The organism is Streptomyces sp. SudanB52_2052, from assembly GCF_964272415.1.
Taxonomy (GTDB): Bacteria; Actinomycetota; Actinomycetes; order Streptomycetales; family Streptomycetaceae; genus Streptomyces; species Streptomyces olindensis.
In genome coordinates, this window is sequence record NZ_OZ186796.1 from 3,680,331 (window position 1) to 3,697,241 (window position 16,911).

Sequence of the window (16,911 nt, forward strand, 5' to 3'; positions counted from 1 at the left end):
TCTCTTCAGTCTTAGGGGGTGGCCGGACTTACTGCGCGACCTGGGTGATCTCGTACGGCTGCGGCTGCTGCGCGCCGTGCGGGTGCTGGTCACCCTTGTAGACCTTCAGCTTCGAGAGCATCTGACGGCCCAGGGAGTTCTTGGGGAGCATGCCCTTGACGGCCTTCTCGATGGCCTTCTCGGGGTTCTTGTCAAGCAGCTCGTCGTAGCGGACGGAGCGCAGACCACCCGGGTAGCCGGAGTGGCGGTACGCCATCTTCTGGGTCCGCTTGTTGCCGGAGAGGTGCACCTTGTCGGCGTTGATGATGATGACGAAGTCACCAGCGTCGACGTGCGGCGCGTAGATCGGCTTGTGCTTGCCCCGCAGAAGGGTGGCCGCGGTGGAGGCGAGACGGCCCAGGACGACGTCCTGAGCGTCAATGACGTGCCACTGGCGCGTCACATCGCCGGGCTTGGGGCTGTACGTACGCACGGTTCGTAGCCTTCGCTTCGAGTGAATGGTCCTGAACAGGTCACCGAAACGATCACGACAGCCTTGACCGCACTGCGGTGACGCAAACCGCGTGCTGGTCGCTGGTCATCGGCCCGGTGGACCGGTGTAAGGGCCCGTCCCGTGAGAATGAGCAAGCCAATACACAACGAACAAGCAGAATACCGGGGTGTTCGACAAGGGTCAAAACGCGGGATCACCGCCCCCGGTCGGCCACGGACAGGCACAGGACGGCACACACGGTGACGGCTCTCCGCAGCGTCCGCCGCCGCACCGGCCGCACGAACGGCGCCACCGACGACAGCACCACGTCGGCGCACATCCCGGCTCCCCACCGCAGCAGGGAACCGCCACCGCGCGGGCGACGGGACGCCCGCACCACCCCGACCAGGACCGACGGCCACACCCCGAGTCCGGCCGGCAGCCACGCCGACAGGCACACCAGCAGCACCACAGCCGGCAGCAGTCGCCCCAACCACCCGCAGATGTCGCCTTTGCCCGTTGTCATGGGAGGAACGCTAGGGGCTCCGGGGTCGCTCGGGGCGGACCAGCACACCCCATGTCCCGTCTAAGATGCGCCCCATGAGCTTTGGGCAGGGGGGACCTCAGTCCCAGTGGGATCCCTGGAAACCGCAGTCGCAGCAGCCGTGGAACAGCGGCGGCGGCCAATCTCCGGACTGGGCCGCGCTCGCCGAGGCGTCCGAGGCCCGCAACAAACGACGCCGGCTGCTGCTGGTCGGCGGTGGCGCGCTCGCCACCGTCGCGATCGGTGCCGCCGTCGCCGTGGCCGTGGTCTCGGCGGGCGGCGACGACCAGGCGAACAACCCCGCCTCCCTGCCCTCCGCGGACATCCCGAGCGGCTCGCCCTCGGCCCCGTCGTTCGCCCCGACCAGCGCCCCGCCCCCGCTGGACCCGAAGGACTTCATCTCCAGCGCGAAGAAGGACAAGGCCCCGCTCAGCCCGGACACCCTCTTCCCCGGTACCCAGCTGACCATGGCCGGGACGTTGTACAAGAAGGGCCCCACCGCCGACACCAGGAACTGCGCCTCGGCGACCGGCGGCACGCTCCCCAAGGCCCTCACCGGGAACGGCTGCACCCGCCTGATACGTGCCACCTACTCCAAGGACGGCATCGCCGTGACGGTCGGTGTGGCGGTCTTCGACACCGAGGCCCAGGCCGCCAAGGCCAGGAGCCAGACCAACAAGAGGAGCTTCGTGAAGTCGCTCTCCGGCGGCGGCGTGAAGCCCTTCTGCGAGTCCGGCTTCTGCCGCACGACCGGCAACTCCTACGGCCGCTACGCCTACTTCACCAACGCCGGCTTCACCAACGGCAAGGACGTGACGCCCCAGGACACCGCGGTCTTCAAGGCCGGCAACGACCTGGCCCAGTTCACGATCGACCAGATCCACCGCCGCGGCCAGGTCCAGGCGTCCGCCGCCGCCGACCAGTAGGCCTCAGCAGCACCCCACCGCCTCAGCAGCACCCCACCGCCTCAGCAGCACCCCGCCGACGGCAGCGACCGCTTGTTCCGCGCCTCCTTGTTGCGCGCGGCGAGCAGTTCGTCGGCCGGGTAGCCGACCTCCTCCAGCGTCAGGCCGTGCGGCCGTACGACGTGCACGGCGGAGTCCCGGACGCCGGCGTCGAGCACCTTCCGGGGCCAGTCGGCGGGGCGGTGTCCGTCGCCTACGAACAGCAGCGCCCCGATGAGCGAGCGCACCATGTTGTGGCAGAAGGCGTCGGCCCGCACGGTCGCGGTGATGATGCCGTCGCCGCCCTTGACGAGACTCAGCTCCTGCAGCGTCCGGATCGTCGTCGCGCCCTCCCGCTTCTTGCAGTAGGCGGCGAAGTCGTGCTCCCCGAGCAGCCGCCGCGCCGCCTCGTTCATGGCGTCGACGTCCAACGGCCAGTCGTGCCACAGCACATGGTTGCGCAGCAGCGGGTCGACGCCCCCGGGGTTGTCGGTGACCCGGTACGCGTATCGCCTCCAGACCGCCGAGAAACGGGCGTTGAAGCCACTGGGCGCCTCCCTGAGGGCCCAGACCCGCACGTCCCGGGGCAGCCGCCCGGCGAGCCTCTTCAGGAGCTTCTGGTGGTGCTCGGCCCACACCTCACGCGGCAGGTCCACATGCGCGACCTGCCCCCGGGCGTGCACCCCGGCATCGGTGCGCCCCGCCACGGTCAGTTCGTACGTCTCCCGCGACCGCGTCACGGTCCGCAGGGCGTCCTCGATCTCCCCCTGCACGGTCCGCCGCCCCCCGGCCTGCTTGGCCCACCCGGAGAACTCGCTCCCGTCGTACGACAGATCGAGCCGTACCCGGACATGACCGGGTGCCACTTCCTCACTCACCCCTGGATCCTCTCACCAACGCAAAGACGGGCCCGCCCCCTCGAAAGGGAACGGACCCGCCAACGCCCTCGAAGGGGCGCGGGGAACTGCGCGACAAGCCACCACGAACCCGCGGCCGCCCACGCTCAGCCCCCGGGCAGACGCTCAGGCGTCCTTCGACTCCTCGGCGGGAGCCTCGGCCTCGGTGCCCTCGTCGGTCTTGGCCTCCGCGGCCTCGTCCTTCTTGAGGGCGTCTTCCTTGACCGCGCGCTTGGTCGCGGCCTCGGCCTCGCCGGTCGCCTCCTGCGCCACCGTCAGACCCTCGACCAGCTCGATGACGGCCATGGGCGCGTTGTCGCCACGGCGGTTGCCGATCTTGGTGATGCGGGTGTAGCCACCCGGACGGTTCTCGTAGCGCGGGCCGATCTCGGTGAAGAGCGTGTGGACGACGCTCTTGTCCGTGATGACCTGGAGCACCTGACGGCGGTTGTGAAGGTCGCCCTTCTTCGCCTTGGTGACCAGACGCTCGGCGTACGGCCGCAGCTTGCGCGCCTTGGCCTCGGTGGTGGTGATACGACCGTGCTCGAACAGCGACTTCGCGAGGTTCGCGAGCATCAGCTTCTCGTGCGCGGCGCTGCCGCCCATACGGGCACCCTTGGTGGGCTTCGGCATGGTGTTTCTCCTAGGTGTCTGCCCCGGCCGTATCAGGTACCGGGGTCAGTATCTGAGCAGACGGTTGTCTGTCAGAGATCCGGGGTTCTTTTCAACTCCGGAAGGGACCGCGCCCCGTAAGGGGCGCGGGGAACTGTGCGACCAGCCACAACGGACCGGCAGCCGAATCAGTACTGCTCGGTCTCCACGAAACCGGCGTCAGCGTCGTCATCGGCACCGAACGCGTCCGCCGCAGCGGTCGGGTCGAACCCGGGAGGCGAGTCCTTCAGCGCCAGGCCCATACCCGCCAGCTTCGCCTTGACCTCGTCGATCGACTTCGCACCGAAGTTACGAATGTCGAGGAGGTCGGCCTCGGAACGAGCGACGAGCTCACCCACGGAGTGGATGCCCTCACGCTTGAGGCAGTTGTACGACCGAACGGTGAGCTCGAGCTCCTCGATCGGCAGAGCAAGATCCGCGGCGAGCGCAGCGTCCGTCGGGGACGGACCCATGTCGATGCCCTCGGCGTCGATGTTCAGCTCGCGGGCGAGACCGAACAGCTCGACCAGGGTCTTACCGGCGGAGGCCATGGCGTCACGCGGACGCATCGCCTGCTTCGTCTCGACGTCGACGATCAGCTTGTCGAAGTCGGTGCGCTGCTCGACACGCGTGGCCTCGACCTTGTACGTGACCTTCAGAACCGGCGAGTAGATGGAGTCGACCGGGATACGGCCGATCTCCTGGCCGACCTGCTTGTTCTGCACGGCGGAGACGTAACCGCGGCCGCGCTCGACCGTCAGCTCCATCTCCAGCTTGCCCTTGCCGTTGAGCGTGGCGAGGACGAGGTCGGGGTTGTGCACCTCGACACCGGCCGGGGGCGCGATGTCGGCGGCGGTGACCAGACCCGGGCCCTGCTTGCGCAGGTACATCACGACCGGCTCGTCGTGCTCCGAGGAGACGACCAGCTGCTTGATGTTGAGGATCAGGTCGGTGACGTCCTCCTTGACGCCCGGCACGGTGGTGAACTCGTGCAGGACACCGTCGATGCGGATGGACGTGACCGCCGCACCCGGGATCGAGGAGAGGAGGGTCCGGCGCAGGGAGTTGCCGAGGGTGTAGCCGAAGCCCGGCTCCAGCGGCTCGATCACGAACCGGGAGCGGAACTCGTCGACGACCTCTTCGGTCAACGAGGGACGCTGAGCGATCAGCATGTGTGGATCAGATCCTTCAGTCGGGGGCGCCCGCTATTTGACGCCCGACTTGAACCGTCCCCGACAGAAAGGGACGGGTACTGCAAGGGTACGGGCGATACGGCCCTTTTACGGAGCCGTACCGCCCGAAAACCGTGAACCCGAAGGCGACGCGTCAGACGCGGCGGCGCTTCGGCGGACGGCAGCCGTTGTGCGGGGTCGGGGTGACGTCCTGGATGGAGCCGACCTCGAGGCCCGTGGCCTGCAGGGAGCGGATGGCGGTCTCACGACCGGAACCCGGGCCCTTGACGAACACGTCGACCTTGCGCATGCCGTGCTCCTGGGCGCGGCGGGCGGCCGACTCGGCGGCCATCTGCGCGGCGAACGGCGTGGACTTCCGGGAGCCCTTGAAGCCGACGTGGCCGGCGGAGGCCCAGGAGATCACGTTGCCGGACGGGTCCGTGATCGAGACGATCGTGTTGTTGAACGTGCTCTTGATGTGCGCGTGGCCGTGAGCGACGTTCTTCTTTTCCTTGCGGCGCACCTTCTTGGCAGCGCCCTGACGTCCCTTGGGGGGCATCTATAACTCCTACGGGAGGTGGTCGGTCCTGCAGCGAAGACCGCTGACGAGCGTCCGCTGAGGACTACTTCTTGCCCGGCTTCTTCTTACCGGCGATGGCGCGACGCGGGCCCTTGCGGGTGCGGGCGTTGGTGCTGGTGCGCTGACCGCGGACGGGCAGACCGCGGCGGTGACGCAGACCCTGGTAGGTACCGATCTCGACCTTGCGGCGGATGTCGGCCTGGATCTCGCGACGGAGGTCACCCTCGGTCTTGATGTTGTTGTCGACGTACTCGCGGATCGCGACCAGCTGCTCCTCGGAGAGGTCACGAACACGGGTGTTCGGGTCCACGCCGGTGGCGGCCAGCGTCTGCTGGGAGAGGGTCCGGCCGATGCCGAACACGTAGGTGAGGGCGATCTCCACGCGCTTGTCGCGCGGGATGTCAACACCGGAAACGCGTGCCATTCAATGGCTCCAGTTACTTGTCGGAGGTCTTCCGCAGAACCGACTCCCAGCCGCCGTACCAGGTACGAACTGGGTCCCCGGCCTCCGAACCGGGGGTGTCAGACGGACAGCCGTCCGCCTGGATCCTGCGTATGAACATATTCAGCTTGCGTCGCGCGAAACTCTGCGATGGATGCAGAGGGAGCGATCGATCGTGCGTCAGCCCTGGCGCTGCTTGTGGCGCGGGTTCTCGCAGATGATCATGACCCGGCCGTGACGGCGGATCACCCTGCACTTGTCGCAGATCTTCTTGACGCTCGGCTTGACCTTCATGGGTGTGAGGTTCTCCGGGTCAGTGCCACCACCCCGGGAAGCCGGGGCACAGGCAAGATCTACTTGTAGCGGTAGACGATCCGCCCACGCGTCAGGTCGTACGGAGACAGCTCCACCACGACCCGGTCGTCAGGGAGGATGCGGATGTAGTGCATACGCATCTTGCCGCTGATGTGTGCCAGGACCTGGTGGCCGTTCTGGAGCTCGACCTTGAACATGGCGTTCGGCAGAGACTCGACGACAGTGCCCTCGATCTCGATGGCACCTTGCTTCTTGGCCACGCTTCGCCCTTCGAATCGACTACCTTGATCGACTCCGTGCGAGCGCATGCAGGCATGCGGGTACACAAGAGCCGACGAGTCAGTCTACGTCAGGCCCCTCGGAAACACGAATCGAGACAGTCTGCCCGGATCACAAGAGCTTTAAGCGCGCCCCGTAAGGGGCGCGGGGACCTGCGCGACCAGCCCCCAAGCAGCTGCAGCCGCCATCCGGCCCGACCGCCCTCCCCGAAGGGCGTCGGCGCTCAGCCCAGCGGGTCCGGCGCCGCGGTGATCCCCAGCTCGGCGAGCTTCGCCTTCCCCCCGTCGGGAGACGTCAGCACCAGCGGCCCCTGCTCCGTCAGCGCCACCGAGTGCTCCCAGTGCGACGACCACGTACCGTCCGTGGTGACGACCGTCCAGTCGTCCTCCAGGACCTCCGTCTTCGGCGTCCCCAGCGACACCATCGGCTCGATCGCGAGGCAGAACCCGGGCACCAGCTTCGGCCCCTTGCCCCGCCGCCGGTCGACATAGTTCAGCAGGTGCGGGTCCATGTGCATCTCGGTGCCGATGCCGTGCCCGCCGTAGTCCTCGATGATCCCGTACTTGCCGCCGCCCGGCTTCGGCTGGCGGCGGATGTACGTCTCGATCGCCCGGGAGACGTCGACCAGGCGGTTGCCCTGCTTCATGGCCGCGATGCCGGCCCACATCGACTCCTCGGTCACCCGGGAGAGCTCGATCAGCTCCGGGGCGTGACCGGAGCCGACGAAGGCGGTGAAGGCCGCGTCGCCGTGCCAGCCGTCGATGATCGCGCCGCAGTCGATGGAGATGACGTCCCCGTCCTTGAGGACGACGTCGTCGGAGGGGATGCCGTGGACGACGACCTCGTTCACGGACGTGCAGATGGTCGCGGGGAAGCCGCCGTAGCCGAGGAAGTTCGGCTTGGCGTCGTGCTCGGCGAGCACCTTGCGGGCGACCTGGTCCAGATCCTTCGTCGTGGCCCCGGGGACGGCGGCCTCACGGGTCGCCGCGTGGATGGCGGCGACGACCAGCCCCGCCTCACGCATCTTGGCGATCTGCTCGGGGGTCTTGATCTGCACCATCTGGGCTGCCGCCTCCTGCCGCGGGTTTACGTGAACCCCTCCACGATACGCGTCCACGCGAGCCGAAGCCGGGGCACCGGGGCGCAGTCACACCTGCACCCTCAGCAACAAAATCGTTGACGAACCCAACCAGCCACTCTAGCCTCGCAGTTGCCACCCGGCGATGTCGGGTCGAGCACTCAGCTCCATACATTCCGGACCGGATACACGGTCCTCAAAAAACGGGGGGTACAAGTGATCAAGAGAGCTCTGTCCCGCATGGCCGCGGCCGGTGCCGTCGCCGCTCTGATCGGCTTCACCGCGGCCTCGCCCGCCATGGCCGACGACGAGGGGCCCCTCTGGTACGGCAACCGGGGCACGGTGACGTTCAACGACGATGGTGACGACATCACCGTCTGCGACAAGCTGGCTGACGGCTACGGCGTCACGGGGTACCTGGAGCGACTCAACAGCAGTGGCACCGGCCTGGTGTGGGTCATCAAGGAAGACGACGGCGGAGACGCCGGCTGCGACCGCTCCGACAACGGCTACGACATGATAGGCAACATCTCGCACGGCCTGGCCATCTGCTGGAACGGCAGCGGCTCCTGCGTCCGCTCGGACTGGTACTTCGACGAGTAGGCCCGTTCGGCACCGAGAGCTCAGCTCCGGCCGGTGCAGACGATCAAACGATTCGTCTGCACCGGCCGGAGCTTTTGGTGTGGCCGGTCCCAGGTGCGCATCCACCTGGGACCGCGGCGACGGTCAGCGCCTGGTGAAGACCGGGTTCCAGCGGCCGGCGTAGTCGACCTGGGCTTTGCGGAAGCCCGAGAGCGGTGTCACCTTGTCGTCGTCCAGGCTGACCAGGACCAGCTGGTTGCGGAACTCACCCTTGCCGGGCTGGCACTGGCCGGGGTCGCACCGCCAGGCGATGAGGTGGGTGTTGTCCGCCCACGCGAGAAGCTGCTGTCCGGGTACGACCGCGCTCCGCTTGCCGGTCTTCGCGTCCAGAACCGCGGAGACGATCTGGCCGTCCTTGCTCCCCGCGAAGCCGCCGGTCACCAGTTTTCCGTCCGGGGACGTAGCCACCGGCGGAAAGATCTGATCGGTCTTCTGCTGCGGAAGCGACTTCAGCCTGCCGTTCACGTCGTAGTAGTTCCTGCCCGGCCGGTCGAGCCTCTGCTCCCACAGCGTCTTGCCGTCACGGCTCCAGGTGAAGTCCTGACGCCCGGTGCCGGCCATGGCCGCGAGACTGTCCTTCTTGGCCGGCCGCTCACTGAATGCCGCCCGGCCGGAGTCGACATCGATGACATAGAAGCCGGTACGGCTCTGCTTCGGCCCCGGCATCTCCTGACCCTTGCCACCCCCCGACGCACGTTCCACACGCACCGGCGCGTCCTGGAAGAGGCCGTCCGGGTGGTGGTTGTACGTCGTCGCCACCAGGCGCTCGCCGTCCGGCGAGAACTGCACACCGCCCACGCCCTTGTCGACCTCGATCCAGCGTTGGACCTTGCCCGTGGACAGGTCCATCAGGCCTATGCGTTTGACGGGCAGATCGCCCTCCAGCACCGCGGCCGTCTTCATCCCGGGAGCGACATCGAGCCAGGCCCAGTCGGTCTTCTCGTACCGCTTGGTCGCGGTGTTGTACAGAGTCCACTCACGCGCGTTCACCGCGTCCCCGCCCGGCTGCTGCACGAGCTTCGTCGTGTAGTACGCCGAGACGGCGACCTGCCCTGCGGCTATCAGCTCGCGCGGCGGGGACTGGTCCGGACGGGCCACCACGTCCGGGGCCTCGGACTGCGCTTCCGGGTCACCGCCCGTCAGGGCCAACGACGCCCCGATGACTGCGGCGACCACGACGACCACGGCGACCACCAGGCTGCGACCCCTGCGGCGGAGCAGCGACGGCTGCTCCCGCTCGGTGGAATCGTCGGGCCGTGGCAACTGTTCGAGCTTGATGGCCATACCTCCTCGGCAGAGCACTTTCGGGGTCCCCAAGAAGCAAGGCAGCGGCCCCCGTCGGGGGCCGCTGCCTTGCTTTGCGAGCTGTTACGAACCGGGTAGCGCCGACATGGCCCGCTTCGTGACGTCCGCCACCTTCCCCATCGCGGAGACCGTGGTCACCAGGCCCTGGGCCTTGTAGTAGTCGATGATCGGCTCGGTCTGCGTGTGGTAGACCTCCAGCCGCCGACGCACCGTGTCCTCACGGTCGTCATCACGTTGGTAGAGTTCACCACCGCACACATCGCACACGCCCTCCGCCGCAGGCGGGTTGTAGGTGACGTGGAACACGTGCGCCGAGTCGTTGCGGCAGATCCGCCGGCCGGCGATCCGCTTGACGACCTCGTCCTCGGGGACCTCCAGGTCCAGCACCGCGTCGATCTTGATGTCTGCTTCACGCAGCATCTCGTCGAGCGCTTCCGCCTGGGCGACGTTCCGCGGGAAGCCGTCGAGGAGGAAGCCCCCGACCGCGTCCGGCTGCTGCATACGGTCGCGCGCCATGCCGATGGTGACCTCGTCGGGCACCAGCTGTCCCGCGTCCATGTAGGACTTCGCACGCAGCCCGAGCTCTGTGCCCTGGCTGATGTTCGCGCGGAACAGGTCGCCCGTGGAGATGTGCGGGATCGACAGGTTCTTGGCGAGGAACGCGGCCTGCGTTCCCTTACCGGCACCCGGCGGCCCGACGAGGACGATACGCATCAGCGGAGGAACCCTTCGTAATTGCGCTGCTGGAGCTGGCTCTCGATCTGCTTCACCGTTTCGAGGCCGACACCCACGATGATCAGGATGCTGGTCCCTCCGAACGGGAAGTTCTGGTCTGCTTCGAAACCAGCCAACGCCATCGTCGGGACAAGAGCGATCAGACCCAGATACAGCGAACCCGGCCAGGTGATCCGGTTGAGCACGTACGACAGGTACTCAGCGGTCGGTCGGCCAGCCCGGATGCCCGGGATGAAGCCACCATACTTCTTCATGTTGTCCGCGACTTCCTCGGGGTTGAACGAGATGGCCACGTAGAAGAAGGCGAAGAAGACGATCAGGAGGAAGTAGAGGGTGATGTGCGCCGGAGCGTTCGGCTTCGCGAGGTTCTGTTCGATCCAGGTCTTCCAGTCGGCGCTGCCACCGGCGAACTGCGCGATCAGTGCCGGGATGTAGAGCAGCGACGAGGCGAAGATCACAGGGATGATGCCCGCCTGGTTGACCTTCAGCGGAATGTACGTCGACGTGCCGCCGTAGGACCTCCGGCCGATCATGCGCTTCGCGTACTGCACCGGAATACGCCGCTGGGCCTGCTCGACGAAGACGACCAGGCCGATCATCACCAGGCCGATGGCACACACGATGCCGAACTCGATCCAGCCGCCGGCCAGGGAGCCCTGCGTCTTGATGGCCCACAGCCCTGCCGGGAAGGTGGCGGCGATCGAGATGAACATCAGGATCGACATGCCGTTGCCGATGCCGCGGTCGGTGATGAGCTCACCGAGCCACATCACGGTCGCCGTACCGGCGGTCATGGTGATGACCATGGTGACGGTGACGAAGATCGACTGGTCGGGGACGATCTGGCTGGCCACCGGGCAGCCCTGGAAGAGGGCGCCGCTGCGGGCGGTGGCGACGAGGCCGGTGCCCTGGAGGATGGCGAGCGCCACGGTCAGGTACCGGGTGTACTGCGTGATCTTCGCCGTGCCGGACTGCCCCTCCTTCTTGAGAGCTTCCAGACGCGGGATCACCACGGTCAGCAGCTGAAGGATGATGCTCGCCGTGATGTACGGCATGATGCCGAGCGCGAAGATCGTGATCTGCAGCAGCGCGCCACCACTGAACATGTTGATCAGGCCGAAGATGCCCGAGGTGGCGTTCGCCTGGTCGACACAGGTCTGAACTGCCCTGTAGTCGACGCCGGGGATCGGAATGTGGGTACCGATCCGGTAGATCACGATGATGCCGAGCGTGAAGAGCAGCTTCTTGCGCAGGTCGGGCGTCTTGAACGCCCGGGCGAACGCGGTGAGCACGGTGCCTCCTGCGACCCCCGCGCAACTGCGTCAAGGGTGACGGTCTTGAGGTTCGACGAATAGGTAACGGTCAACTGCCGCTCAGAGTGCCCGAAGTGAAGCACCCTGTGAAAAGAGGGCAGTGCAAGCCACCTTACCGGCGAGACTGCCGCCCTAGGAACGACCAACCGGGGATACCCCATTTTGTGGGGTATCCCCGGTCGGGACCGCTCAGGTCATCGAGACGCCTGTGAGGTTCAGACGAGCTCGGTGACGGTGCCGCCGGCGGCGGTGATCTTCTCCTTGGCGGAGCCGGAGACGGCGTCGACCGTCACCTGCAGCGCCACGGAGACCTCGCCCTGGCCGAGCACCTTGACGAGGCTGTTCTTGCGAACGGCGCCCTTGGCGACCAGGTCCTCGACCGTGACCTCCCCACCCTCGGGGTAGAGGGAGGCGAGCTTGTCCAGGTTCACGACCTGGTACTCGGTCTTGAACGGGTTCTTGAAGCCCTTCAGCTTCGGGAGGCGCATGTGGAGCGGCATCTGGCCACCCTCGAAGCGCTCCGGAACCTGGTAACGGGCCTTGGTGCCCTTGGTACCACGACCGGCCGTCTTACCCTTCGACGCCTCACCACGACCGACACGGGTCTTGGCGGTCTTGGCGCCCGGGGCGGGACGGAGGTTGTGGATCTTCAGCGGGTTGTTCTCCGCCATGATCAGTCGACCTCCTCGACCGTCACGAGGTGGCGGACGGTGTGCACCATGCCGCGGAACTCGGGACGGTCCTCCTTGACGACCTGCGTGTTGATCCCCTTGAGACCAAGGGAGCGCAGGGTGTCACGGTGGTTCTGCTTGCTGCCGATGTAGGACTTGACCTGCGTGATCTTGAGCTGTGCCATGATCACACACCCGCCCCGGCACGAGCGCGCAGCAGAGCCGCGGGGGCGACGTCCTCCAGGGGCAGACCGCGGCGGGCCGCGATCTCCTCGGGACGCTGCAGGCCCTTCAGGGCCTCCACGGTCGCGTGCACGATGTTGATCGCGTTGTCGGAGCCGAGCGACTTCGACAGCACGTCGTGGATACCGGCGCACTCGAGCACGGCACGCACGGGACCACCGGCGATCACACCGGTACCCGGCGAAGCCGGCTTGAGCAGCACGACGCCAGCAGCCTTCTCACCCTGGATCGGGTGCGGGATGGTGCCCTGGATGCGGGGGACCTTGAAGAAGTGCTTCTTGGCCTCCTCAACACCCTTGGCGATGGCGGCCGGCACCTCCTTGGCCTTGCCGTATCCGACACCCACGGTGCCGTCACCGTCGCCCACCACGACCAGCGCGGTGAAGCTGAAGCGACGACCACCCTTCACAACCTTGGCGACGCGGTTGATCGCGACGACGCGCTCAACGTACGCGGTCTTCTCGGCGGCAGCTGCGCCGCCGTCACGGCCCTTCCGGTCCCGCCGCTCGCCGCCACCGGCACCGCCACCGCGGCGCTGGGGTCCAGCCATTGGAATTACCTCTCTCTGTCTCCGCTAGCTACGGAACCGACTCAGAACTTGAGTCCGGCTTCGCGGGCGGCGTCTGCCAGGGCGGCGATGCGCCCGGCGTACTGGTTGCCACCACGGTCGAACACGACGGCCTCGACACCGGCGGCCTTGGCGCGCTCGGCGACCAGGGCACCGACCTGCTTGGCCTGCGCGGACTTGTCGCCCTCGCCACCGCGGATCGACGCGTCCAGGGTGGACGCCGACGCCAGGGTGTGGCCCTTCAGGTCGTCGATCACCTGCGCCACGATGTGGCGGTTGGAGCGGGTCACGACCAGACGGGGACGCTCCGCCGTACCGTTGATCCGCTTGCGGATCCGGATGTGACGGCGCTTGATCGCGGCGCGCTTGTAGGCGTCGCCCTTCAGGATCTTCTGCCCGTATGCCATGGCTTACTTACCCGCCTTTCCGACCTTGCGGCGGATGACTTCGCCCTCGTACTTGACGCCCTTGGCCTTGTACGGGTCGGGCTTGCGCAGCTTGCGGATGTTGGCCGCAACCTCGCCGACCTTCTGCTTGTCGATGCCCTCGACCGAGAATCGGGTCGGGGTCTCCACCTTGAAGGTGATGCCCTCGGGGGCCTCGACCAGGATCGGGTGGCTGTAGCCCAGGGAGAACTCCAGGTTGGAGCCCTTGGCCTGGACGCGGTAACCGACACCGCTGATCTCGAGCTTCTTGACGTATCCCTGGGTCACACCGGTGATCATGTTCGCCACCAGCGTGCGGGACAGGCCGTGCAGGGCCTTGCTCTGCCGCTCGTCGTTCGGGCGGAGCACCTGGAGGGTGCCGTCCTCGCCCTTAGCGATGTCGATCGGCGCGACAACGGTGTGGGTCAGTTCGCCCTTGGGGCCCTTGACCGAGACCGTACGGCCGTCGATGGTGACGTCCACGCCGGCGGGAACCGGGATGGGGAGCTTGCCGATACGCGACATTGTGTCTCTCCTCCGTTCCCGAATTACCAGACGTAGGCGAGGACTTCCCCACCCACGCCCTTCTTCTGCGCCTGCTTGTCGGTCAGGAGTCCGTGGGACGTGGAGATGATGGCCACGCCCAGGCCGCCCAGAACCTTCGGCAGGTTGGTGGACTTCGCGTACACCCGGAGACCGGGCTTGGAGATCCGCTTGATGCCCGCGATGGAGCGCTCACGGTTGGGGCCGAACTTCAGCTCCAGGACGAGGTTCTTGCCGACCTCGGCGTCCTCGACCTTCCAGCCCGTGATGAAGCCCTCCTGCTGGAGGATCTCCGCGATGTGCGACTTGATCTTCGAGTGCGGCATCGCCACGGAGTCGTGGTACGCCGAGTTCGCGTTCCGCAGACGCGTCAGCATGTCTGCGATCGGATCAGTCATGGTCATGAATTGGCCTTCGGCCTCTCTCGCCGGGGTTTCCTGGTGCGCCATCCCTCTCCCCGATCCGAGACGGGACGGGTGCGGCGCGGTGGACCTACGGCGTAGTAAGTCTTAAGGGCGGCGGCAGACGCCCAACCCCACAAGCCTAAGGCATGTGGGCTGGACGTCCTGCCGCCCCAGATGCTTACCGAGAGCCCTGCGAATCCCTTTTTAGGGGGATTACCAGGAGCTCTTGGTCACGCCCGGCAGCTCGCCACGGTGAGCCATCTCACGAAGGCACACGCGGCACAGGCCGAACTTGCGGTACACGGAGTGCGGACGACCGCAGCGCTGGCAGCGGGTGTACGCACGCACGCCGAACTTGGGCTTGCGGGCAGCCTTCGCGATCAGAGCCTTCTTCGCCATCTCGCTCACGCCTCCTTGAAGGGGAAGCCGAGGTGACGGAGGAGCGCGCGGCCCTCAGCGTCGTTGGTCGCCGTGGTGACCACGGTGATGTCCATACCCCGGACGCGGTCGATCTTGTCCTGGTCGATCTCGTGGAACATGACCTGCTCCGTGAGACCGAAGGTGTAGTTGCCACGGCCGTCGAACTGCTTGGGGGACAGGCCGCGGAAGTCGCGGATGCGCGGGAGCGCCAGCGACAGGGTGCGGTCCAGGAACTCCCACATGCGGTCGCCACGGAGCGTGACGTGGGCACCGATCGGCTGACCCTCACGCAGCTTGAACTGCGCGATGGACTTGCGGGCCTTGGTGACGGCCGGCTTCTGACCGGTGATCGTGGTGAGGTCGCGGATGGCGCCCTCGATCAGCTTGGAGTCGCGGGCGGCGTCGCCCACACCCATGTTGACCACGATCTTGACGAGACCGGGGATCTGCATGACGTTCTCGTACTTGAACTCGTCACGCAGCTTGCCCGTGATCTCCTCACGGTACTTCTGCTTCAGACGCGGAGTGGTGGTGGTAGCCATCAGATGTCCTCACCCGTCCGCTTGGCAACGCGGATCTTGTTGCCTTCGTCGTCGAAGCGGTAACCGACGCGGGTCACGACCTTCTTGCCGTCCTTCTCCACGACCAGCTGGACGTTGGAGACGTGGATCGGCGCCTCGGTGGTGACGATGCCGCCGGCCTGCGAACCGCGAGCCGTCGGACCGGCCTTGGTGTGCTTCTTGACCCGGTTGACACCCTCGACCAGGACACGGTCCTCGCGGGGGAAGGCCGCGATGACCTTGCCCTGCTTGCCCTTGTCCTTACCGGTGATGACCTGGACCAGGTCGCCCTTCTTGATCTTCATGCTCACAGCACCTCCGGCGCGAGGGAGATGATCTTCATGAACTTCTTCTCGCGCAGCTCACGGCCGACCGGGCCGAAGATACGGGTGCCACGAGGGTCGCCGTCGTTCTTCAGAATGACGGCGGCGTTCTCGTCGAAGCGGATGTACGAGCCGTCCGGACGGCGGCGCTCCTTGACGGTGCGAACGATGACCGCCTTGACGACGTCACCCTTCTTCACGTTGCCACCGGGGATCGCGTCCTTGACGGTGGCGACGATGACGTCACCGATACCCGCGTAGCGGCGACCGGAGCCGCCGAGCACACGGATGCAGAGGATCTCCTTCGCACCCGTGTTGTCGGCGACGCGCAGTCGCGACTCCTGCTGGATCACGTCTATCTCCTGGTTGTCTGCCGGTTCCCGGGGCGGGTGCGCCAGTGCACACCCGCCCCGAGCCTGGCGGAACGATTCCTAGGGAGTCCCCCTAGGAGGGATTACTTGGCCTTCTCGAGGATCTCGACGACGCGCCAGCGCTTGGTCGCGGACAGCGGCCGGGTCTCCATGAGGAGGACGCGGTCGCCGACACCCGCGGCGTTCTGCTCGTCGTGGGCCTTGAGCTTGTTCGTACGACGGATGACCTTGCCGTACAGCGCGTGCTTGACGCGGTCCTCGACGGCGACGACGACGGTCTTGTCCATCTTGTCGCTGACGACCAGACCCTCACGGGTCTTGCGGAAACCGCGGTCCGTCTTGGTCTCTTCAGTCACGTTGCTCTCGCTCATCAGGCGCTCTCCACCGTCTCGATGCCCAGCTCGCGCTCACGCATCAGGGTGTAGATCCGCGCGATGTCCTTGCGGACGGCCTTGAGCCGACCGTGGTTCTCGAGCTGGCCCGTCGCCGCCTGGAAGCGGAGGTTGAACAGCTCTTCCTTGGCCTCGCGGAGCTTCGCCAGAAGCTCCTCGTTGCCCAGCTCGCGCAGCTCGGACGCCTTGGTACCGGCCGACATCACGCTTCACCTGCCTCGCGCTTGACGATCTTGCACTTCATCGGCAGCTTGTGAGCCGCACGGGTCAGGGCCTCGCGCGCGATCTTCTCGTTGGGGTACGACAGCTCGAACATCACGCGTCCGGGCTTGACGTTGGCCACCCACCACTCCGGCGAACCCTTACCGGAACCCATGCGGGTCTCGGCCGGCTTCTTGGTGAGGGGGCGGTCCGGGTAGATGTTGATCCAGACCTTGCCGCCACGCTTGATGTGGCGGGTCATGGCGATACGAGCGGCCTCGATCTGACGGTTCGTCACGTACGCCGGGGTCAGCGCCTGGATGCCGTACTCGCCGAACGCAACCTGCGTGCCACCCTTGGACATGCCGTTGCGCTTGGGGTGGTGCTGCTTGCGGTGCTTGACCCTACGGGGGATCAGCATG

General features: G+C 66.7%; 28 protein-coding genes. 2 read left to right on the forward strand and 26 right to left on the reverse strand.

Translation table 11 applies throughout. The features are described 5' to 3' along the window. Positions 1-28: 28 nt before the first annotated feature. Both rplM and ACSUPV_RS16090 read right to left on the reverse strand, forming a co-directional pair. On the reverse strand, positions 29-472 hold the full coding sequence (gene rplM / locus ACSUPV_RS16085) for a 50S ribosomal protein L13 (RefSeq protein WP_031118775.1): 444 nt from the start codon (positions 470-472) through the stop codon (positions 29-31). Between the two features lie 214 nt (positions 473-686). Next, the gene (locus ACSUPV_RS16090) at positions 687-998 is read right to left on the reverse strand and encodes a hypothetical protein (RefSeq protein ID WP_031118776.1); all 312 of its coding nucleotides are present in this window, start codon (positions 996-998) and stop codon (positions 687-689) included. 74 nt (positions 999-1,072) lie between these two features. Here ACSUPV_RS16090 and ACSUPV_RS16095 point away from each other — a divergent pair, with 74 nt between their 5' ends. Next, on the forward strand, positions 1,073-1,942 hold the full coding sequence (locus ACSUPV_RS16095) for a hypothetical protein (protein WP_037763675.1): 870 nt from the start codon (positions 1,073-1,075) through the stop codon (positions 1,940-1,942). A gap of 41 nt (positions 1,943-1,983) precedes the next feature. Here the strand turns inward: ACSUPV_RS16095 and truA are convergent, their stop codons facing one another. The 8 genes from truA to map form a co-directional block, all read right to left on the reverse strand. Next, positions 1,984-2,838, reverse strand: coding sequence for a tRNA pseudouridine(38-40) synthase TruA (gene truA, locus ACSUPV_RS16100; RefSeq protein WP_436947726.1), 855 nt, complete (start codon positions 2,836-2,838; stop codon positions 1,984-1,986). Positions 2,839-2,982: 144 nt separating this feature from the next. Further along, positions 2,983-3,489 carry a 50S ribosomal protein L17 gene (gene rplQ / locus ACSUPV_RS16105; RefSeq protein ID WP_436947727.1) on the reverse strand — a complete coding sequence of 169 codons (507 nt, stop codon included), beginning with the start codon at positions 3,487-3,489 and terminating at the stop codon, positions 2,983-2,985. Between the two features lie 167 nt (positions 3,490-3,656). Continuing rightward, positions 3,657-4,679, reverse strand: a complete 1,023-nt coding sequence (locus tag ACSUPV_RS16110) for a DNA-directed RNA polymerase subunit alpha (RefSeq protein ID WP_003966937.1) — start codon at positions 4,677-4,679, stop codon at positions 3,657-3,659. 154 nt (positions 4,680-4,833) lie between these two features. Further along, positions 4,834-5,238 (reverse strand): 30S ribosomal protein S11, encoded by a 405-nt coding sequence (rpsK, locus tag ACSUPV_RS16115; RefSeq protein ID WP_003956432.1) that lies wholly within the window; start codon positions 5,236-5,238, stop codon positions 4,834-4,836. Positions 5,239-5,302: 64 nt separating this feature from the next. Next, entirely contained in the window at positions 5,303-5,683 is a 381-nt protein-coding gene (gene rpsM, locus ACSUPV_RS16120; RefSeq protein WP_010036675.1) for a 30S ribosomal protein S13, read from the reverse strand. 198 nt (positions 5,684-5,881) lie between these two features. Then, entirely contained in the window at positions 5,882-5,995 is a 114-nt protein-coding gene (gene rpmJ, locus ACSUPV_RS16125; RefSeq protein WP_004984509.1) for a 50S ribosomal protein L36, read from the reverse strand. Between the two features lie 59 nt (positions 5,996-6,054). After that, on the reverse strand, positions 6,055-6,276 hold the full coding sequence (gene infA / locus ACSUPV_RS16130; RefSeq protein ID WP_003948620.1) for a translation initiation factor IF-1: 222 nt from the start codon (positions 6,274-6,276) through the stop codon (positions 6,055-6,057). 242 nt (positions 6,277-6,518) lie between these two features. Continuing rightward, positions 6,519-7,355: a type I methionyl aminopeptidase gene (gene map, locus ACSUPV_RS16135; protein WP_031118780.1), complete on the reverse strand. Its 837-nt coding sequence runs from the start codon at positions 7,353-7,355 to the stop codon at positions 6,519-6,521. A 234-nt stretch (positions 7,356-7,589) separates the two neighbouring features. On the opposite strand from map, the gene ACSUPV_RS16140 reads away from it, so the two are divergent. Beyond that, on the forward strand, positions 7,590-7,976 hold the full coding sequence (locus tag ACSUPV_RS16140; RefSeq protein ID WP_031118781.1) for a hypothetical protein: 387 nt from the start codon (positions 7,590-7,592) through the stop codon (positions 7,974-7,976). 123 nt (positions 7,977-8,099) lie between these two features. On the opposite strand, the gene ACSUPV_RS16145 is transcribed toward ACSUPV_RS16140, so the two are convergent. The 16 genes from ACSUPV_RS16145 to rplP all read right to left on the reverse strand — a co-directional run bounded on the left by ACSUPV_RS16145 (position 8,100) and on the right by rplP (position 16,910). Continuing rightward, entirely contained in the window at positions 8,100-9,299 is a 1,200-nt protein-coding gene (locus tag ACSUPV_RS16145; RefSeq protein WP_436947728.1) for a hypothetical protein, read from the reverse strand. A gap of 84 nt (positions 9,300-9,383) precedes the next feature. Further along, entirely contained in the window at positions 9,384-10,034 is a 651-nt protein-coding gene (locus ACSUPV_RS16150) for an adenylate kinase (protein ID WP_031118783.1), read from the reverse strand. Beyond that, a complete protein-coding gene (gene secY / locus ACSUPV_RS16155) occupies positions 10,034-11,347 on the reverse strand; it encodes a preprotein translocase subunit SecY (RefSeq protein ID WP_031118784.1) in 1,314 nt (437 codons plus the stop codon). Before secY ends, ACSUPV_RS16150 begins: the two co-directional genes overlap by 1 nt. A gap of 236 nt (positions 11,348-11,583) precedes the next feature. Beyond that, positions 11,584-12,039 carry a 50S ribosomal protein L15 gene (gene rplO, locus ACSUPV_RS16160; RefSeq protein WP_031118785.1) on the reverse strand — a complete coding sequence of 152 codons (456 nt, stop codon included), beginning with the start codon at positions 12,037-12,039 and terminating at the stop codon, positions 11,584-11,586. Between the two features lie 2 nt (positions 12,040-12,041). Next, entirely contained in the window at positions 12,042-12,224 is a 183-nt protein-coding gene (rpmD, locus tag ACSUPV_RS16165; protein WP_003974250.1) for a 50S ribosomal protein L30, read from the reverse strand. Positions 12,225-12,226: 2 nt separating this feature from the next. Next, entirely contained in the window at positions 12,227-12,832 is a 606-nt protein-coding gene (gene rpsE / locus ACSUPV_RS16170) for a 30S ribosomal protein S5 (protein ID WP_004984517.1), read from the reverse strand. Positions 12,833-12,873: 41 nt separating this feature from the next. Beyond that, complete coding sequence (rplR, locus tag ACSUPV_RS16175; RefSeq protein WP_031118787.1) at positions 12,874-13,257, reverse strand: 50S ribosomal protein L18; 384 nt, start codon at positions 13,255-13,257, stop codon at positions 12,874-12,876. A gap of 3 nt (positions 13,258-13,260) precedes the next feature. Beyond that, the gene (gene rplF, locus ACSUPV_RS16180; protein WP_031118788.1) at positions 13,261-13,800 is read right to left on the reverse strand and encodes a 50S ribosomal protein L6; all 540 of its coding nucleotides are present in this window, start codon (positions 13,798-13,800) and stop codon (positions 13,261-13,263) included. A gap of 23 nt (positions 13,801-13,823) precedes the next feature. Beyond that, positions 13,824-14,222, reverse strand: a complete 399-nt coding sequence (rpsH, locus tag ACSUPV_RS16185; protein WP_003992367.1) for a 30S ribosomal protein S8 — start codon at positions 14,220-14,222, stop codon at positions 13,824-13,826. 213 nt (positions 14,223-14,435) lie between these two features. After that, on the reverse strand, positions 14,436-14,621 hold the full coding sequence (locus ACSUPV_RS16190) for a type Z 30S ribosomal protein S14 (RefSeq protein ID WP_003956452.1): 186 nt from the start codon (positions 14,619-14,621) through the stop codon (positions 14,436-14,438). Positions 14,622-14,626: 5 nt separating this feature from the next. Then, entirely contained in the window at positions 14,627-15,184 is a 558-nt protein-coding gene (gene rplE / locus ACSUPV_RS16195) for a 50S ribosomal protein L5 (RefSeq protein ID WP_031118789.1), read from the reverse strand. Further along, positions 15,184-15,507 carry a 50S ribosomal protein L24 gene (gene rplX, locus ACSUPV_RS16200; protein WP_010036713.1) on the reverse strand — a complete coding sequence of 108 codons (324 nt, stop codon included), beginning with the start codon at positions 15,505-15,507 and terminating at the stop codon, positions 15,184-15,186. Before rplX ends, rplE begins: the two co-directional genes overlap by 1 nt. 2 nt (positions 15,508-15,509) lie before the next feature. Further along, complete coding sequence (gene rplN / locus ACSUPV_RS16205) at positions 15,510-15,878, reverse strand: 50S ribosomal protein L14 (protein ID WP_003998823.1); 369 nt, start codon at positions 15,876-15,878, stop codon at positions 15,510-15,512. Positions 15,879-15,979: 101 nt separating this feature from the next. Then, positions 15,980-16,267, reverse strand: coding sequence for a 30S ribosomal protein S17 (gene rpsQ / locus ACSUPV_RS16210; RefSeq protein ID WP_010036717.1), 288 nt, complete (start codon positions 16,265-16,267; stop codon positions 15,980-15,982). Continuing rightward, positions 16,267-16,491 (reverse strand): 50S ribosomal protein L29, encoded by a 225-nt coding sequence (gene rpmC / locus ACSUPV_RS16215; RefSeq protein ID WP_003974259.1) that lies wholly within the window; start codon positions 16,489-16,491, stop codon positions 16,267-16,269. Before rpmC ends, rpsQ begins: the two co-directional genes overlap by 1 nt. Continuing rightward, complete coding sequence (gene rplP / locus ACSUPV_RS16220; RefSeq protein WP_004984526.1) at positions 16,491-16,910, reverse strand: 50S ribosomal protein L16; 420 nt, start codon at positions 16,908-16,910, stop codon at positions 16,491-16,493. The genes rpmC and rplP overlap by 1 nt, the downstream gene beginning before the upstream one ends. Position 16,911: the final 1 nt, after the last annotated feature.

Coding starts and splice junctions, on each gene's coding strand:
- ACSUPV_RS16090 (WP_031118776.1), bottom strand. CDS start 998: ATGACAACGGGCAAAGGCGACATCTGCGGGTGGTTGGGGCGACTGCTG.
- ACSUPV_RS16095 (WP_037763675.1), top strand. CDS start 1,073: ATGAGCTTTGGGCAGGGGGGACCTCAGTCCCAGTGGGATCCCTGGAAA.
- rplQ (WP_436947727.1), bottom strand. CDS start 3,489: ATGCCGAAGCCCACCAAGGGTGCCCGTATGGGCGGCAGCGCCGCGCAC.
- ACSUPV_RS16110 (WP_003966937.1), bottom strand. CDS start 4,679: ATGCTGATCGCTCAGCGTCCCTCGTTGACCGAAGAGGTCGTCGACGAG.
- rpsK (WP_003956432.1), bottom strand. CDS start 5,238: ATGCCCCCCAAGGGACGTCAGGGCGCTGCCAAGAAGGTGCGCCGCAAG.
- rpsM (WP_010036675.1), bottom strand. CDS start 5,683: ATGGCACGCGTTTCCGGTGTTGACATCCCGCGCGACAAGCGCGTGGAG.
- rpmJ (WP_004984509.1), bottom strand. CDS start 5,995: ATGAAGGTCAAGCCGAGCGTCAAGAAGATCTGCGACAAGTGCAGGGTG.
- map (WP_031118780.1), bottom strand. CDS start 7,355: ATGGTGCAGATCAAGACCCCCGAGCAGATCGCCAAGATGCGTGAGGCG.
- ACSUPV_RS16145 (WP_436947728.1), bottom strand. CDS start 9,299: ATGGCCATCAAGCTCGAACAGTTGCCACGGCCCGACGATTCCACCGAG.
- ACSUPV_RS16150 (WP_031118783.1), bottom strand. CDS start 10,034: ATGCGTATCGTCCTCGTCGGGCCGCCGGGTGCCGGTAAGGGAACGCAG.
- rplO (WP_031118785.1), bottom strand. CDS start 12,039: ATGGCGGAGAACAACCCGCTGAAGATCCACAACCTCCGTCCCGCCCCG.
- rpmD (WP_003974250.1), bottom strand. CDS start 12,224: ATGGCACAGCTCAAGATCACGCAGGTCAAGTCCTACATCGGCAGCAAG.
- rpsE (WP_004984517.1), bottom strand. CDS start 12,832: ATGGCTGGACCCCAGCGCCGCGGTGGCGGTGCCGGTGGCGGCGAGCGG.
- rplR (WP_031118787.1), bottom strand. CDS start 13,257: ATGGCATACGGGCAGAAGATCCTGAAGGGCGACGCCTACAAGCGCGCC.
- rplF (WP_031118788.1), bottom strand. CDS start 13,800: ATGTCGCGTATCGGCAAGCTCCCCATCCCGGTTCCCGCCGGCGTGGAC.
- rpsH (WP_003992367.1), bottom strand. CDS start 14,222: ATGACCATGACTGATCCGATCGCAGACATGCTGACGCGTCTGCGGAAC.
- ACSUPV_RS16190 (WP_003956452.1), bottom strand. CDS start 14,621: ATGGCGAAGAAGGCTCTGATCGCGAAGGCTGCCCGCAAGCCCAAGTTC.
- rplE (WP_031118789.1), bottom strand. CDS start 15,184: ATGGCTACCACCACCACTCCGCGTCTGAAGCAGAAGTACCGTGAGGAG.
- rplX (WP_010036713.1), bottom strand. CDS start 15,507: ATGAAGATCAAGAAGGGCGACCTGGTCCAGGTCATCACCGGTAAGGAC.
- rpsQ (WP_010036717.1), bottom strand. CDS start 16,267: ATGAGCGAGAGCAACGTGACTGAAGAGACCAAGACGGACCGCGGTTTC.
- rpmC (WP_003974259.1), bottom strand. CDS start 16,491: ATGTCGGCCGGTACCAAGGCGTCCGAGCTGCGCGAGCTGGGCAACGAG.
- rplP (WP_004984526.1), bottom strand. CDS start 16,910: ATGCTGATCCCCCGTAGGGTCAAGCACCGCAAGCAGCACCACCCCAAG.